Below are 14,761 nucleotides of genomic sequence, written 5' to 3'. Positions count from 1 at the left end.
ACAATCAGGGCACAGGTTAATATTGGAATTTAAAACCTTGCGCTATCATGCGATAGCGGTCGTAATACTTATTTTTATCTTTTTTATTATCAGCACATTGGCAACAAACTTTGTGATGCCATCTCGCTATACCATAGATAAAATAACCCCTGTTTATCTTGATCATGCATATTACATAGACAAGAGTAAAACACAAAACTTCGCAGAAGTAATGAATAATAAAGCGCAGTTTACACAGCAAAAATTTAACGATATTCCTTGGAGTTTTCAACAGCAAAATTATTGGTTACGCCTTGATTTAGAAAACAAAAGCAGTCAACAAGAAGATGTGGTGGCGCATTTTGATAATCCGATGGTGGATCACCTCACTATATATAGGCTCAATAGTAATAACCAGCTACTCGACACTTATAAGCTTGGTGATAAAGAGCCGCGTCTTACTTTATTTAAGTACAGCGTGCCCCATATTCGCTTTAAACTAGATGGTCAGTCTAAACAACAATTAGTCATAAAAATAGATACCGTGGGGATCAGTAAAACCCCAATTCACTTATATCGCCATACTGTATTTGTTGACTTAGTTCGCTCACAAACAGGCATTTGGGGAATTTTTGCTGGCGTACTATTAATGGCCTCGCTATATAACCTATTACTTTATTTTGGTATTAAAGACCGCGTATATTTAGTTTACATTGGCTACATTATTAGCGCTATTGCATTAATGGGCACTGTGCTGGGATTTGGCTTTTATTTATGGCCGCTTGAATGGCAGTTATTTATTCACGAAAAAGTCATTGTGGTCAACTACACCATTGCGTTTTTTACCCTCGCCTTTTGCACACTGTTTTTACGTTATCATAAAGACGGTTGCTGGCGGTATAAATTAAGCATCGGCTTATTAAGACTGATGCTAGTTCTAGGGACATTGAGTTTTTTCATTCCTGAAAATATAGCCGCACCGATATTTTTTGTGATTTTAGGATCGCTCTATATTGTCTGCTTCATTTTAATTTACAACAAATTAAGAAGCGGTTTTCGTTGGGCTAAGTTTTACGTATTTTCGTGGGTGCCACTGATCATTGGCGCAGCTATCCAACCTCTAGAGCTCACAGGCGTTATTTCCTATAGTTTTTCAATACGCCATGCTTTTTTAATGGCCATTTTGTGTGAAATTGTCCTAATGGCAATGGCACTTGCTGATCGGATTCGTTATCAGCGTGAGCAAGCGCTATATCATGCAACACATACCCAACAAACCAAGCTACTCAATAGCGCCAAGCTAAAATATGCCTTTATGGCACTCAAAGCCCAGCGACGCTCTACCACGTTATGCTTGGTGAAAATACGTCATTTTAACTCTCTAAATACCATTATTACGCCCTCGCAAGGGTATGAGCTAATTAAACATGTTGCTCACGAACTTGAATGCCAATTAAGCTTTGAACGAGAGTTTTTTCATCTCAACAATGGTATTAATCAGCCAGCTAAAATTGCTGATTTAGGCAGTGGCGTATTTGCCTGTATTTCCACTAAAAACCAGAGTCAGCATACGCTCGAAGAATTACTTAAACAGATCTTAAATAAGTTACCAAAAACATATCAAATTAAAGGTCTAGACTTACAACTTAATTACAGTGTTGGCATTAGTGGTTACGGTAAACGTGATGATTTTGAGTTTTGGTTAAAACGAGGCTATTTAGCATTACACGACGCTAAACATAACCTAAGCAAAGTAAGCTCATCACTTGCGCATGATAACCTTACCATGGACGTTGCTCTAGCAGCCAAGCTACAGCAAGCGATAAGAGAGGATAAACTTGCCCTTTATTATCAACCACAAGTGAGCTTAGAGGAGTGCAGTATACACGGCGCGGAAGCCCTACTACGCTGGCCCGATGCTGACTTTAAAAACATTTCGATAGAAAAGCTAATTATACTCGCCGAACACACTGGTATTATTAATGAATTAACAATTTGGGTTATTGAACAAGCCTGTAAAGACATTGCGAAGCTGGCATCCGATGGCATAAGCAATCATAGTATTAGTATTAATTTAAGTGCAAAAAATCTAGCCATTACTAATTTGACCGAAAAAGTAGAGAATATTTTGATTAAGTATCAGGTTGCTCCTCACTTATTAAAGTTTGAACTGACTGAGTCTGCTTTTGTCGAAAATCAAGATGCATTAGTCACCCTAGTTGATGAGCTTGCTACTTTGGGCGTTAAAGTAGTACTAGACGACTTTGGCACTGGTTATTCATCGCTTAGCTACTTGGTTAACTATCACTTTAGCGAACTTAAAGTAGATAAGTCATTCGTGTTTGATTTAACTGATAACCGTGCGCATCAGGTTATTGTGCAAACAGCCATAGATATGGCACATAATCTGGGCCTAACTATCACGATTGAGGGCGTAGAGACTCAAGAGGTTCATCAGCTACTTACAACAATGAACGCCGACCGCACTCAAGGCTACCTGTATGCCAAAGCACTCTCTTATGATAATTATTTAGACTTCTTAAAAAGCCAATACAGCCTAAAAATGTTAAACTCCCCTTTTTAACATCTTTGGGGCCAAGAAAAGATGCAAGGTACACTGCGTAAATTAAAGTCGAGCTTAACAGAGCCGGTTCAATACCACCTACCTATAGGTGATGAACTGGTTGATTTAAATGCCTTAATTGGCAAACAGCTGACCCTTACTTTTAGTGGCACAATTTTGTGCTCTAACTGCGGTAAAAAAACCAAAAAGAGCTACTCTCAAGGGCATTGCTTTGTGTGTATGCGCAAACTTGCCAGTTGCGATATGTGTATCATGAAACCGGAAACCTGCCATTACGACCAAGGCACCTGCCGCGAGCCAGAGTGGGGCGAAGAAAATTGCATGATCCCGCATTATGTTTACCTAGCAAATACCTCAGGATTAAAAGTAGGTATTACTCGCCATACACAAATTCCTACCCGTTGGATTGACCAAGGGGCAACCCAAGCCTTACCTATTTTTAAAGTGCAGACTCGTTTGCAATCGGGCTTAGTTGAAGTAGCGCTGGCACAGTTTATTGCTGATAAAACCAATTGGCGTAATATGCTTAAAGGACAAAACGACACGCTTGATTTAAAAGCAGCAGCCGCCGAACTTATTCCACAAATAAGCGAAAAGCTTACAGAGCTGAGTGAGCTGTTTGGCGCAACCGCCATTGAAAAACTTGATGAAGACGTAGTAAACCTTGATTTTCCAGTTAGTGAATACCCAACTAAAATTAGCTCATTTAACTTTGATAAAAACCCTGTTGTTAGCGGTATTTTACAAGGTATAAAAGGTCAGTACTTAATTTTTGATACCGGTGTGATTAATATTCGAAAATTCACCTCTTATGAAGTGAGCGTAGACTCAGAATAACCTTTTGCTGCTTGGTTATAAAATGCTATCCATTGCTGTCGTGTTAATGGATAGCAATAATGGTAACCCTGAATAATATTGCAGCCTATTGTTGCTAAGTGTGCCTCTTGCGAGGCATGCTCAACTCCCTCAGCAACCACATCTAACCCTAAACTTGTCGCCATGGCTATAATAGCCGCTACAATTTGGCTATTGCCGTATTCATCAGGAATTTTAGCAATAAAACTGGCATCAATTTTTAACGTGTTAAAGGGCAGTTTGGTTAAATAGCTTAATGCCGAATACCCCGTGCCAAAATCATCAAGCGCAATATGTACACCTAACGTTTTAAGCTGTTGTAACTGTTCTTTTGCCTGTGAAAAAGAACCTATAAAGCTACTTTCGGTCAGCTCTATTTCAAGTAAACTCCCAGGTAATTGATAGCGATTAAGCATGGCCTTAATGTTATCAGCTAACTTACCTTGGCTTAGGTGGCAAGCAGATACATTAATCGCTAAACGTCCGGGATTCATTCCTTGTGCTTGCCAAAGAGTTAACTCCTTACCGGCTTGGTTAATAACCCATAAATCGAGACGAACAACTAAACCTAACTCTTCAGCAAGCGGAATAAACTGCGCTGGCGAAATAGTGCCTAAATCAGGGTCTTGCCAACGCAGTAGTGCTTCAGCCCCCATAATCCCTCCTGTTTTTAAACACTGTTTAGGCTGAAAATAAAGCTCAAACTCATCATTTTCAAGCGCATGTTGAAAGCGGCTCATCATCGCTAAGCGCTCAAGGGAGCGGGCATTCATTGAGGGTTGAAACAACTGAAACGAATTACGCCCCACATCTTTTGAGCGATACATGGCAATATCAGCATGCTTTAATAATGTTTCACTGTCTAAGCCATCATCTGGATAAACCGCTGCACCTATAGAGGCAGTAACACCCACTTCAAATCCTTCCAATTTAAAGGGAGTATTTAAGTGATTTAAAATACCCTCTGCAAGTCTGATAACAGCTGCTACGCTTTCAACCTCACACAAAACAATAAACTCATCTCCCCCTAATCGTGCCAGTGTATCTCCCTCATTGAGGGTGTTAATAATGCGCTCAGAGACTAATTTTAATAAGGTATCACCGGCGTTATGGCCCAAGCTGTCATTTACCTCTTTAAAACGGTCAAGATCAATAAACATTACCGCTAGCATTTGTTTATCTCTGTGAGCAGAGGCCAGTGCCATAGAGAGCCTATCGTTAAATAAGCGCCGGTTAGGTAAGCCGGTTAGTTCATCAAAATATGCTAGCTGCACTACTTTTTCTTCTGCACTCTTTCGCTCTGTTATGTCACTAAAAATAGCAGCATAAGTAACATCACTATGACTTGGCTCTTTTATTTCTATAATACTGAGCCACTCAATATAAATATCGCCAGATTTTTTACGATTATGAATTTCCCCCTGCCATACGCCTTTTTTAGTCAGTGAATCCCACATTTTTATATAAAAGTTTTTATCATGACGTCCTGAACTCAACATATTAGGCCGCTTACCTATCACCTCATATTCTTTGTAGCCGGTTAAATGAGTAAATGCAGGATTTACTTGCATAATCACCCCATTCGAGTCGGTGATCATGATGCCATCCAAAGAGGAGTCGATAATTTTATTGGCTAAAAATAAATTACGCTGTGAGTGCTGCAGTGCAATATCTCGCTGCTGAAGTACCTTTTCAAGCTCACAGCAATATGCTGTTTCAATTTCATTAATTAAGTTTTCAAGTGATAATACGCCGTTAATTTGATTATTTTCGCTCACCACTAAATGCCGAATGCTACTTTCAGACATCAACCTGTAAGCATCAAAAAGGCTGTCTTGTGGGCTTATTTTATACAGAGGACGGCTCGCCAAATCCCAACAAATAAGATGATTATGCTGCTCGGTGATGAGTTTTAGTAAATCTCGCTGGGTAATAATGCCATGGATATTTTCATCTTCATTAAATACTAAAACAACTTTCTCGGCGTGTTCACGCATTAAGTTAACTGCATCATTGATGGCTAATGAACTCGGTACTACCCTAATATTTTTATTATATTGCTCGTTTATCGGTCTAAATTGCAGGTAATGCTCTAATCCTTGATTACTCACAATATCAGTAATACTGATCACCCCGCTTGGGTTATCATTCGCATCGGTTACCAGTAAGTGTCTTACGCCATGCTTATTAAACACCATGGCGGTATCGGTTAATAATTGTTGGCTGGGTACACTTAATACAGGGCTCGACATCACTTTCTCAATCATTACTTGTCTAAGTGTCTGATCAGAAAAGTTAAGCGTTAAGCAATCAGTTTCAGTCCACACTCCCACTATTTGTTGCTGATGTTTAACAAAAATAGCGCTAACATTGTGCGCACGCATTAGTTTCACCGCTTCAATTAAAGGGGTATCCTCGGTACAGGCGATCACCTTATTGGTAAAAACATCGCATACTTTTTGATAGCGGCTAGTGTGGGGCATTGCTTTTACTTCCAAAATTAAACCAATGCACGATTATAAATTATTCAGTAAATGACAATTTGATTTAGGACAATATATGAGCATCAGTTACCCATTAATTATTATTTATAATAATGAGATTGAGCTATTAGAGCATGCCGATGAGTTACATGATTTTATTTATACTTTGGACGTGAATGAGCAGAAAAACGTGGTTATTTTAGATAAGGTAAGTGGCTATCAAGGTTTAAATGGCGATGCGCATAATGCACTCAGTGCAATACGATTAGCGCAATTGGTAAAGGAATATTTAGTAAAAGAAGGGCAATGTTGCCTCAGTAAAATAGAGCAGCTTACTCCTGATCAGGCATTTAGGTTACTCGCCGAAATCAACTAAGGCTTTAACGTGTGCAATCGCGCTGCGCCCGAGGGCAGACAGTGAGTATCCTCCCTCTAGGTAAGAGATAATACCTAAGCAACCATGTTGTTGGCTAAATAGCGCTAACTGCTCAGTAAGCCATATATAATCACTTTCGACAAACTTTAAACTGGCCATATCATCTTCAAGGTGCGCATCAAACCCTGCACTTATAAAAAGTAGCTCAGGCTTAAATTCTGTTAATTTTGGTAGCCACTGCTGCTCATAAAGCGCTTTTAAATCAGTACCATCACTAGCAATAGGCAAAGGTGAATTTACCAACGTGGCGTTATTTTTAATGGCGGTATTTGGATAAAATGGATATTGAAATAACGAGCACAGCAACACATTTTCATCATCCATAAAAATATCTTGCGTGCCATTGCCATGGTGTACATCAAAATCGATAATGGCAATGCGTTTCACCCCTTTGCTTTGTGCATATTTAACCGCAATCGCAAGGTTGTTAAACACACAAAAACCAGAAGAGCTATCTCGGTTAGCGTGATGCCCTGGCGGGCGCACTGAGCAAAATGCAGCATCCAATTTACCCTCTAAAACCTCATCAACAGCGAGTAACCCTGCACCTACTGCACGCTCAATTGCTTTCAATGAATCGGGGCATAACCAGGTATCGCCGTCCAAATCGCTAAGCCCTTCGGTTGGGATCATACTTTCTACATGCTTGATGTGTTGTTCACTATGCGCCAATAAATAGTGCTCACGCGAGGCCTTAGGTGCTTGTTTCTGCTCGATAGCGACATCCAGCCCACTTGCAAGTAGACGGTCGTTTATCGCATCCAAACGCTCAGGGCACTCTGGATGATCGTCAATCATTTTATGTTTACGGCAGTGGGGGTGAGAAATAATCGCAGTGCGCATAGCTAACTCCAAAAATAAGTTGCTTAACGAGTATAACAAAGCCACCTGAGGGTGGCTTTGCGACTTTGGTTGATACTAAACGACTATTTAACCAAGGTTCTGGTTATTTAGCTTTTAAGTCAAGGTTTCTAAAATCAAAGCTAAAATCGGTCACCTGCGTTGAAACTGCGTTCATTTTCGCCAATTCTACACGGTTATCTGCACTCATAGAAAAACGAATAAAGGCATCTGCCTCTAATAGCTTTTCATCCCATTTAACAATAAAGGTATTACCTGTGTAATGCTCCAACTCACCTTTGAGGCGCTTTGTATGGGTAAAATCAATGCGTAATTTACCATCTAACTCTTCAATTATTACATCGCCATACCAATCATCATGCAAAGTACCGGTGTAATTAATGGTTGGCAATGCCGGCTGGATATCTGCAGGCACTGATGGAGCCGCGTTAGCATAGGCTTTTTCTTTACCTGCAAAGTGCTTTTTAGCTAAATCTTCAACCCAGTCTTTATCTTCAAGCTCTAGTACATCTTCAAGTACTTCATGAGTCACCGCCGATAATGCAGAAAACGCTTGTTGGTTGCTTAATATCACAATCCCCACGTTTTTCTCTGGCAAAAGAGTCACCTGCGATACCATACCTAAAATGCCACCACCATGTGCCAGCTTCTTAATGCCGTGGTAATCTTCTATACTCCAACCTAACCCGTAACCTCTAAATTGCTGATGGTACGCTTCATAAGCACTTTTAGATGCTAGTGAGGTAATATGTGGGTGCCACATTTGTGCTTGCTGCTTTTCACTAAATAGCTGTTCGCCATTAGGCATTTTGCCACCAGCAAGTTGAGTACGTAGCCATTGGCTCATATCATTTACGCTTGATGCAATGGCTCCCGCTCCTCGAAAGTCTTCAAGGTAATTAACAAAAAAGGGATGCAATTTACCGTCCATTGGGATGTGCCCAATTGCCCAGTTTTTGTTATTTTTAGCGATACGCGAAAAGCCAGCCCGTGAGTTGATCATATTGAGCGGCTGTAAAATGTTTTTTTCAATGTAGTCGTTCCAGCTCATCCCCGATATACGGGCAACAACTTCACCAGCGGTAACAAACATTAGATTGTTGTAAGCATATTGGCTACGAAAACTGCTAGCAGGTTTTAAATATTTCAGCCCCGATAAAATATCGGCTACCGATTTATCAGTACTTGGCCAAATCATTAAATCACCTTGACCAAGCCCTAAACCACTGCGATGACTTAGCAAATCGCGAATTCGCATTTCACGAGTAACGTACGGGTCATGCAATCTAAATTCAGGGAGATGATCAATTACGCGATCATCCCAGCTTAATTTGCCTTCATCTACCAGCTTAGCCAGTGCTGCACTGGTAAATGCCTTGGTATTTGAAGCAATGCCAAATAAAGTGTCTTTATTCACCTTGCTATTAGTATTGAGGTTGGCAACACCAAAGCCTTTAGCAAATACTACTTTGTCATTTTCAACAATAGCAACGGCCATTCCGGGTACATCAAAACGCGTCATTGAAGCGTTGATCACCTCTGAAATTTTATCGGTATCAACCGCTGCAGAGCTCGTGAACGCCCAGCCAACCAATAATGCGGCTGTGGCTAATTTTGTTAGTTTCATAGTGTTACCTTAGGTTATTATTTTTGTTTAATCTTGATGAACTGCAAATTCTATGTCGGCGCGCGCTTTATTGGTATCTTGCTTACTAGGATAAGCTAAAATACGTTGACTATAATGCTCTGGCACACCAGCCTCAAGTGCGCCGCGATATACATGCTGCACGTACCAATCATAAGGTAGCAGTGTGTCGTCATGTGTGTTTGCTATGTAGCAGTGCACATTAATGTCATCGTCATCTAAAAGGCTCACGGTTAAATCAACACAGTCGTAATTAGGGCCTTCAATTTTATCTAGGATCTCTTTTTCGGCCTCATTAAGCTGATACACCACCCCATATACCACGGCGTCGGGTTCATTGGTGGGCACAATAGTGCATTTACCTGAACCATCAGCAAAGGCCATATTAAAGGTTAACTTATAGCCTTTTAAAAGCGCCGTACCCACACGTTTTGCATTAGGCAAACGTGCCAATAAACGATTAGATGACATATTGGAGCCAAACGAAAAATTATATAACGCCATACTATTCCTTAGGGTCTATTGACCTTTCAAGATCAAATTTGCAAAGGTCAACAGACCTCTGTTAAATAACAACTCGCACAGCCAGTGCGATTAAAATAATGCCAATGCCACGATCGAACCAATAACCACTTTGTTGAAAAAAGTTTCGCACCCGTGCTTTTGATAACAATAGCGACAAAATAGAAAACCAAGCCCAAGTTGCCAGCGCCATATAAACACCATACCCCACTTGCACTATTACCGGTGTCGTTGGGCTAATCACCAAGGTAAACAGCGACATAAAAAATAGCGTAGCCTTAGGGTTTAATGCATTGGTAAAAAAACCACGGCGAAACGCACGCCATGGTGACTCAGGTACAAGGCTGGGTTTTGCAGTCTGTTCTGATGAGGTATTTGAAGGTTTAGCAGCGCGTAGCGCCTGCACACCTAAATACGCTAAATACGCGCCCGCTATATATTTAAGTGCCATAAACAGCGAAGGCGATTGAGTTAACACCAACGCGACTCCCAACACACAATAAGCTATGTGTAATAAAATAGCTGCGCCTACACCCGCACTGGTCCATAGCGCATTATGCCTGCCGTACTGTACGCTTTGCTTAAGTACCACAGCAAAATCGGGCCCGGGGCTGGCCACTGCAAAAAAGTGAGCAATGGCAATTAATAAAAACTCATCAATATAGATCATGGTTAACTGGCTTGCTCTGGCGAAAAAGCCAACAACAATGGGTTAGCCGATTGATTAACCAACGCTTTTATTTCTTTTTGCGCTTTTTTAAATTGGCCTCTTAAATGCGGTTTTAAATGTTTTTTAGAGTGTTTATCTTGCTTAAAGTAGCTTACTAAAGCATGCATAAATACAGTATGGGTTTCACTGAGCGTGGCTTCGCGATTGGCATATGGGTTGTAACATGAGCCACAACCCCCCTTAAACTGGTACACGGTATTGCTCATCATCACCCCAAAACCTAAAAAGCACGCTAAAGCATCCGTTGCTTGAGGTAAGAACTCTTTACCACCTGGAGGTAATACGCCTACATGATGAATTAAAATAGTAGCAAGAGTACCTGCAAAGCTAGCTACTAAATCTTGTGGCTGATTAATTTGGTTGGGGTTAAACGACACATTAATTGTATGGCTTGGTGGCACCATTAAATGGCAGTGCTCACCACGTAGATGCTCACTAAATTCAAAATGTGGAAACACCTGAGGTTGTAATTGTTGCGGTGCAACAAGTGTTATAGGCCACTCATCCATACCAGCATAGTGTTTAACACGCGCAAACACTTTACTGGCCATTTCTTCAATGCTTGAAACAGAATCAGGAAAAAACTCGACCGTTGGCAAAATAATTTGGCTGTGCTTAGTAAAAAAATTCAGGTCAAAGTTTTCTGCAGCCCAAATAAAGGTATCAACTAGCCACTGTTGTTCTTGTTCTGCCAATAAGGGTTTTGATTTAAATAGGGTTAACATAAACTATTCTTGCCCCTTCGCCCATTGCCATGCTTGTGTATTGTATAAAGGCACCGTAGAAAGCGCGTGATGATGACTGCCTGTAGATTCTTTCGTTGAGTACGATAAATACAATAACGTATGGGTTTTAGCATCATAAATGCGACGAACTTTTAACGACTTAAACAAAATACTCTTAGATGATTTAAACACGACTTCACCCGACTTACTACGGTCAATAGACTGTAATTGGTCTGCGGTAATTGGCCCTGTTTGACGACAAGCAATCGACATATCTGAGGGATCTGAAAAATCTAAATTAGCCTCAATGTGACTAATATGACAAGTAACCCCTGTAACAAGCGGGTCTTGCTGTGAGTTAACCACCACATCTTTAGTGGTAAACAGCCCTAAACTCACTGAAGCAACATCATCAGAACACCCTGTAAGCCCTGCTAAACACGCAATTAGACTACCCATTTTGAGATACTTCATAGCAAGTCCTTCGTTCATAATAAAATTAAGTTATGCCTTATACTAAACGCTTTCACTGCGATAAAACAAATTTTATAAGCAATAAAAAAGGCACGCCCGAAGGAGTGCCTTTGCAAGCAAATACAGCTAAAAATAATTAAAAGCTATATTGTGCACCTAGATAAACATAACGACCGGCACCGCCGCCGTAGCCACTATAAAAGTTACCTCGGCCACTTGGATAAAATGCCCCTTTGTCGTCAAATACATTATTAATCCCACCAAATACACGTAAGTCACTCTTATCTGTCAGTGCCATAGTGTAAGACGCTGATAAACTATGCTTTAAAAATGAGCCATAGTTTTGATATGCCAGTGGCTCAGGGTTAGCAATACAACCGGCATCGCCCGTAGCACAGCGTTCATCATTTGCAGCAACATATTCAAGGTAATCTTTCTCATCTTCTTGGCTTGCTTTAAAAGCACCTACGTAATTTGTACGCCAGCGGATACGTAAGTCATCCATTTTCCATACAATCGACATAGCGGCTTTATCTTTTGAGCGGCCATAACCTGCATACTGAGAAGTCACACTAGAACCATCTAACCCTTCATAGGTTTGCGAGTTTTCAATAATATGATTGTAATCAAGCTTAAATGACAGGTTACCATAGCTACCTATGTCATATTTGTAAGTTGCAACTACATCGTAACCGCGCGCTGTTAACTCATCTAAGTTATATTCACGCTGTAGTATTTTTACAATGTTACCTTCGTCGTTACGGGTAATATCGTTACAATATTCGTTATCACTACCCCACGCAGCCTCTGAGTCATAACATTCACGCATGATGTTTTCGTTACTTATTTCATCAATTGCATCAACAATGGCAATGTCGTAGTAATCCACCGCTAAGTTAAAGCCATCTAAAAACTCAGGTGAAACAGTAATACCAAAGGTATAGGTATCGGCTGTTTCTTCTTTTAAGTTTGGATTACCCGTATTTGGTGAATAGTTATTGTCTTCACTTTCAAATTCAAAATTAGGATCATCAGCCAGCTTTTGTGCCAAGGTTGGCTCTAAACGGCAGTTATCGTGCCCTGGGTTTGTTGATGTTGCAGTTAAGCCATCACAAATATCATCAAATGAATCAAAATCGCCGCGAGGGGGCGATAATAGCTCTGTAATAGTTGGGGCACGCTGTGCACGCGCATAGTTAGCACGTAGCATGTATCCATCAATTGGCTGCCACAATAATCCTAACTTATAACTGGCTACGGTGCTGATATTATCAATACTGTAATTTGCTAAACGCAACGATGTTTCTGCCGATAAGCTTTTAGCAAATGGCGCATCTTTTAGCAGTGGCACTGCAAGCTCTGCAAACGCCTCATACACTTCTACTTCACCATAAAAAGAAGGCACAACGTTAAACGTAATACCGCCCGCTTTCATATCATCACTGGTATCTAAGCTTTGCGAGTCTTTACGATACTCTGCTCCAAATACTGCAGACACATTACCTGCTGGCAATTCATATAAGTCACCGGTGATATAACCCATTACCGTGTACTGTTGAATCTCAGTATCAATAATTGGATTTGTACGGATCCAGTCTGCCATGTCAGGGGTAATAGACCCTTCACCAAATAAATTAAGCGGGACACATCCTTGCGCTCGCGCTTCGGCGTCTTTACATTGAATCGTGCCATCGGCTAATTTTTCAGCTTGCAGAGCTTGGTTGACACGTACCGTGTTTAGCTCGTTACTGCGGATTTGATGCTGTTTAAATTGACCATATCCGGCAGAAATATCCCAATCCCATGTATCATCAAACATCATACCTTGCAGGCCAGCCCAGGTACGAATAGTCGTACGGTCGTTATCGGTGCTGATATTACCTACTTCACCAAAACGACGATCCCAATAAATACGGTCTTTGTATGGGTTACTGTCAATAATTTCTTGTGGCACATATGGGTTATCAATAGGAATATAACCTGGCGCAATATCATCGATAGGATCCCCTGTCACTGGGTCGTAGCGAGGTACGTAAGCCCCTTCGTATTCATCTTCTGGTGACTTATCGTTGAACGAGCCACTCTTACTGTATTGAATTTGGAAATAACTCATGATGTCGTCTGTTACATCATAATCGACTTTTATTGCAGTCGAAAAGTTATCACTCGGCACATCAAGCATAACGTACTGCTGTGAATTAATACCATAAATTTCTTCATTGCCTTTCCAATCATCACGTAGCGTTTGACCGTCGTACCAAAACTGAGTGTCGTTATTATTATTCTCTAAAAATACACCACCTAAGGTACCATCGCTTTTGCTTGCCCAATCAGCTTGTGTAATACCACTCATACACTGATAGCCATCAGCAGTGTACATTTGATTACACATCAGCTCATCATCGTAACTATGCGCCGCTTCTATTTGCGCTCGGTCGCGATCGTAAAAGGTCATACCAAAATCACGATCCCAGTTTGAGCTGACAAATACATAACCGCGATCATCAGCAAATGACGTTCCGTAGTTTAAATCAAGCGTAAATTCGCGACCGCCACCATCGGTTGTTTCACCGCCTCGGGCTTGAAATTCAAAACCTTCTTTTTTTGACTGAGTAATAATATTAACAACACCGGCTACCGCATCGGCACCATAAGTGGCCGACGCACCACCACTGATAATTTCAACGCGCTCTACCATGCCACTTGGAATGGTATTTAAACTAACATAATTACCACCGTAACTATTAGAGACAACACGGCGGCCATCAATCAATGTCAACGTTCTATTAGCGCCTAAGTCACGAAGCTGGACTGTTGATAAACCAGTACCCGAAATGCTTGATTGGCTGGTTGTGTTGCCAATACTTTGGCTCAGTGCAGGCATATTATCGATTAATACATCTGAAAGATTGCCTAAGCCTGTATCCTGAATTGATGCTCTGTCCATGGTAACCAGCGGAGTTGTGACCGAAAAACTATCACGCTTTAAACGCGAGCCTGTTACTGTTATTTTCTCTGGTACTTCTTGTACCACTTCTTCGCTTGCCTTAGCAGTTGATTGACGATCAATTGCCTCGTCATTTGCTATTACATGCCCAGATAGACTCGCTGTTATAGCCAAAGCTAAAGCGCATTTTTTGGTTGATATTTTACTCACAGACTTCCCTCATTTTTTATTATCCCATTAGTAGCTTTTTTATTAACTTTTTAGTTATTAAATCTGTTTTGTACTAATTGGTTTGTTTTACTAATAACAGGTTGTAAGTAATCGTGAATAAAAGCACAATGAGAGGTGTCTCGTTTATATCCCTATTTTACATCTATTTAATATCTATTTATTTATAATCATGGACTTATATTTATTGTGTTAGAATGTTGTAAAATTGAATATTAACTAATTATCGTGTTACTTTGCATTAAACAACACGTACAAACATCGCTAATAACTCATACTAGGAAGAGGTTTA

At 40.6% G+C, this 14,761-nt stretch carries 11 protein-coding genes; 3 read left to right on the top strand and 8 right to left on the bottom strand.

Features of this window, described 5'->3' with window-relative positions:
- Positions 1-22: 22 nt before the first annotated feature.
- Both AN392_RS08070 and AN392_RS08065 read left to right on the top strand, forming a co-directional pair.
- Entirely contained in the window at positions 23-2,563 is a 2,541-nt protein-coding gene (locus tag AN392_RS08070; RefSeq protein WP_055012413.1) for an EAL domain-containing protein, read from the top strand.
- Between the two features lie 21 nt (positions 2,564-2,584).
- Positions 2,585-3,400 carry a DUF2797 domain-containing protein gene (locus AN392_RS08065; RefSeq protein WP_055012412.1) on the top strand — a complete coding sequence of 272 codons (816 nt, stop codon included), beginning with the start codon at positions 2,585-2,587 and terminating at the stop codon, positions 3,398-3,400.
- Here the strand turns inward: AN392_RS08065 and AN392_RS08060 are convergent.
- Positions 3,373-5,901: an EAL domain-containing protein gene (locus AN392_RS08060; protein ID WP_055012435.1), complete on the bottom strand. Its 2,529-nt coding sequence runs from the start codon at positions 5,899-5,901 to the stop codon at positions 3,373-3,375. The two genes, AN392_RS08065 and AN392_RS08060, sit on opposite strands and share 28 nt — an antisense overlap.
- Positions 5,902-5,977: 76 nt before the next feature.
- Between AN392_RS08060 and AN392_RS08055 the strand changes: the two genes are divergently transcribed.
- Positions 5,978-6,277 (top strand): hypothetical protein, encoded by a 300-nt coding sequence (locus AN392_RS08055; RefSeq protein WP_055012411.1) that lies wholly within the window; start codon positions 5,978-5,980, stop codon positions 6,275-6,277.
- On the opposite strand, the gene AN392_RS08050 is transcribed toward AN392_RS08055, so the two are convergent.
- The 7 genes from AN392_RS08050 to AN392_RS08020 all read right to left on the bottom strand — a co-directional run bounded on the left by AN392_RS08050 (position 6,257) and on the right by AN392_RS08020 (position 14,451).
- Complete coding sequence (locus tag AN392_RS08050; RefSeq protein ID WP_055012434.1) at positions 6,257-7,180, bottom strand: histone deacetylase family protein; 924 nt, start codon at positions 7,178-7,180, stop codon at positions 6,257-6,259. The two genes, AN392_RS08055 and AN392_RS08050, sit on opposite strands and share 21 nt — an antisense overlap.
- Before the next feature lie 103 nt (positions 7,181-7,283).
- A complete protein-coding gene (locus tag AN392_RS08045; protein WP_055012410.1) occupies positions 7,284-8,825 on the bottom strand; it encodes a serine hydrolase in 1,542 nt (513 codons plus the stop codon).
- Positions 8,826-8,852: 27 nt separating this feature from the next.
- Positions 8,853-9,347, bottom strand: a complete 495-nt coding sequence (locus AN392_RS08040; RefSeq protein ID WP_010391767.1) for a gamma-glutamylcyclotransferase family protein — start codon at positions 9,345-9,347, stop codon at positions 8,853-8,855.
- A 61-nt stretch (positions 9,348-9,408) separates the two neighbouring features.
- Complete coding sequence (locus tag AN392_RS08035) at positions 9,409-10,035, bottom strand: LysE family translocator (protein WP_055012409.1); 627 nt, start codon at positions 10,033-10,035, stop codon at positions 9,409-9,411.
- Between the two features lie 2 nt (positions 10,036-10,037).
- Positions 10,038-10,820: a hypothetical protein gene (locus tag AN392_RS08030; RefSeq protein WP_055012408.1), complete on the bottom strand. Its 783-nt coding sequence runs from the start codon at positions 10,818-10,820 to the stop codon at positions 10,038-10,040.
- Between the two features lie 3 nt (positions 10,821-10,823).
- Positions 10,824-11,294 (bottom strand): CreA family protein, encoded by a 471-nt coding sequence (locus AN392_RS08025; RefSeq protein WP_041708852.1) that lies wholly within the window; start codon positions 11,292-11,294, stop codon positions 10,824-10,826.
- 136 nt (positions 11,295-11,430) lie between these two features.
- On the bottom strand, positions 11,431-14,451 hold the full coding sequence (locus tag AN392_RS08020; RefSeq protein WP_055012407.1) for a TonB-dependent receptor domain-containing protein: 3,021 nt from the start codon (positions 14,449-14,451) through the stop codon (positions 11,431-11,433).
- Between the last annotated feature and the right edge of the window lie 310 nt (positions 14,452-14,761).

This window comes from Pseudoalteromonas sp. P1-16-1b, from assembly GCF_001401785.1.
In the GTDB taxonomy this organism is placed as follows: domain Bacteria; phylum Pseudomonadota; class Gammaproteobacteria; order Enterobacterales; family Alteromonadaceae; genus Pseudoalteromonas; species Pseudoalteromonas undina.
This window is presented reverse-complemented; position numbering and strand designations above follow the sequence as displayed.

What these genes read in the sequence shown, in the direction of transcription:
- AN392_RS08045 (WP_055012410.1), bottom strand. Translation starts at nt 8,825, where the DNA reads ATGAAACTAACAAAATTAGCCACAGCCGCATTATTGGTTGGCTGGGCG.
- AN392_RS08025 (WP_041708852.1), bottom strand. Translation starts at nt 11,294, where the DNA reads ATGAAGTATCTCAAAATGGGTAGTCTAATTGCGTGTTTAGCAGGGCTT.
- AN392_RS08035 (WP_055012409.1), bottom strand. Translation starts at nt 10,035, where the DNA reads ATGATCTATATTGATGAGTTTTTATTAATTGCCATTGCTCACTTTTTT.
- AN392_RS08050 (WP_055012434.1), bottom strand. Translation starts at nt 7,180, where the DNA reads ATGCGCACTGCGATTATTTCTCACCCCCACTGCCGTAAACATAAAATG.
- AN392_RS08065 (WP_055012412.1), top strand. Translation starts at nt 2,585, where the DNA reads ATGCAAGGTACACTGCGTAAATTAAAGTCGAGCTTAACAGAGCCGGTT.
- AN392_RS08055 (WP_055012411.1), top strand. Translation starts at nt 5,978, where the DNA reads ATGAGCATCAGTTACCCATTAATTATTATTTATAATAATGAGATTGAG.
- AN392_RS08040 (WP_010391767.1), bottom strand. Translation starts at nt 9,347, where the DNA reads ATGGCGTTATATAATTTTTCGTTTGGCTCCAATATGTCATCTAATCGT.
- AN392_RS08030 (WP_055012408.1), bottom strand. Translation starts at nt 10,820, where the DNA reads ATGTTAACCCTATTTAAATCAAAACCCTTATTGGCAGAACAAGAACAA.
- AN392_RS08060 (WP_055012435.1), bottom strand. Translation starts at nt 5,901, where the DNA reads ATGCCCCACACTAGCCGCTATCAAAAAGTATGCGATGTTTTTACCAAT.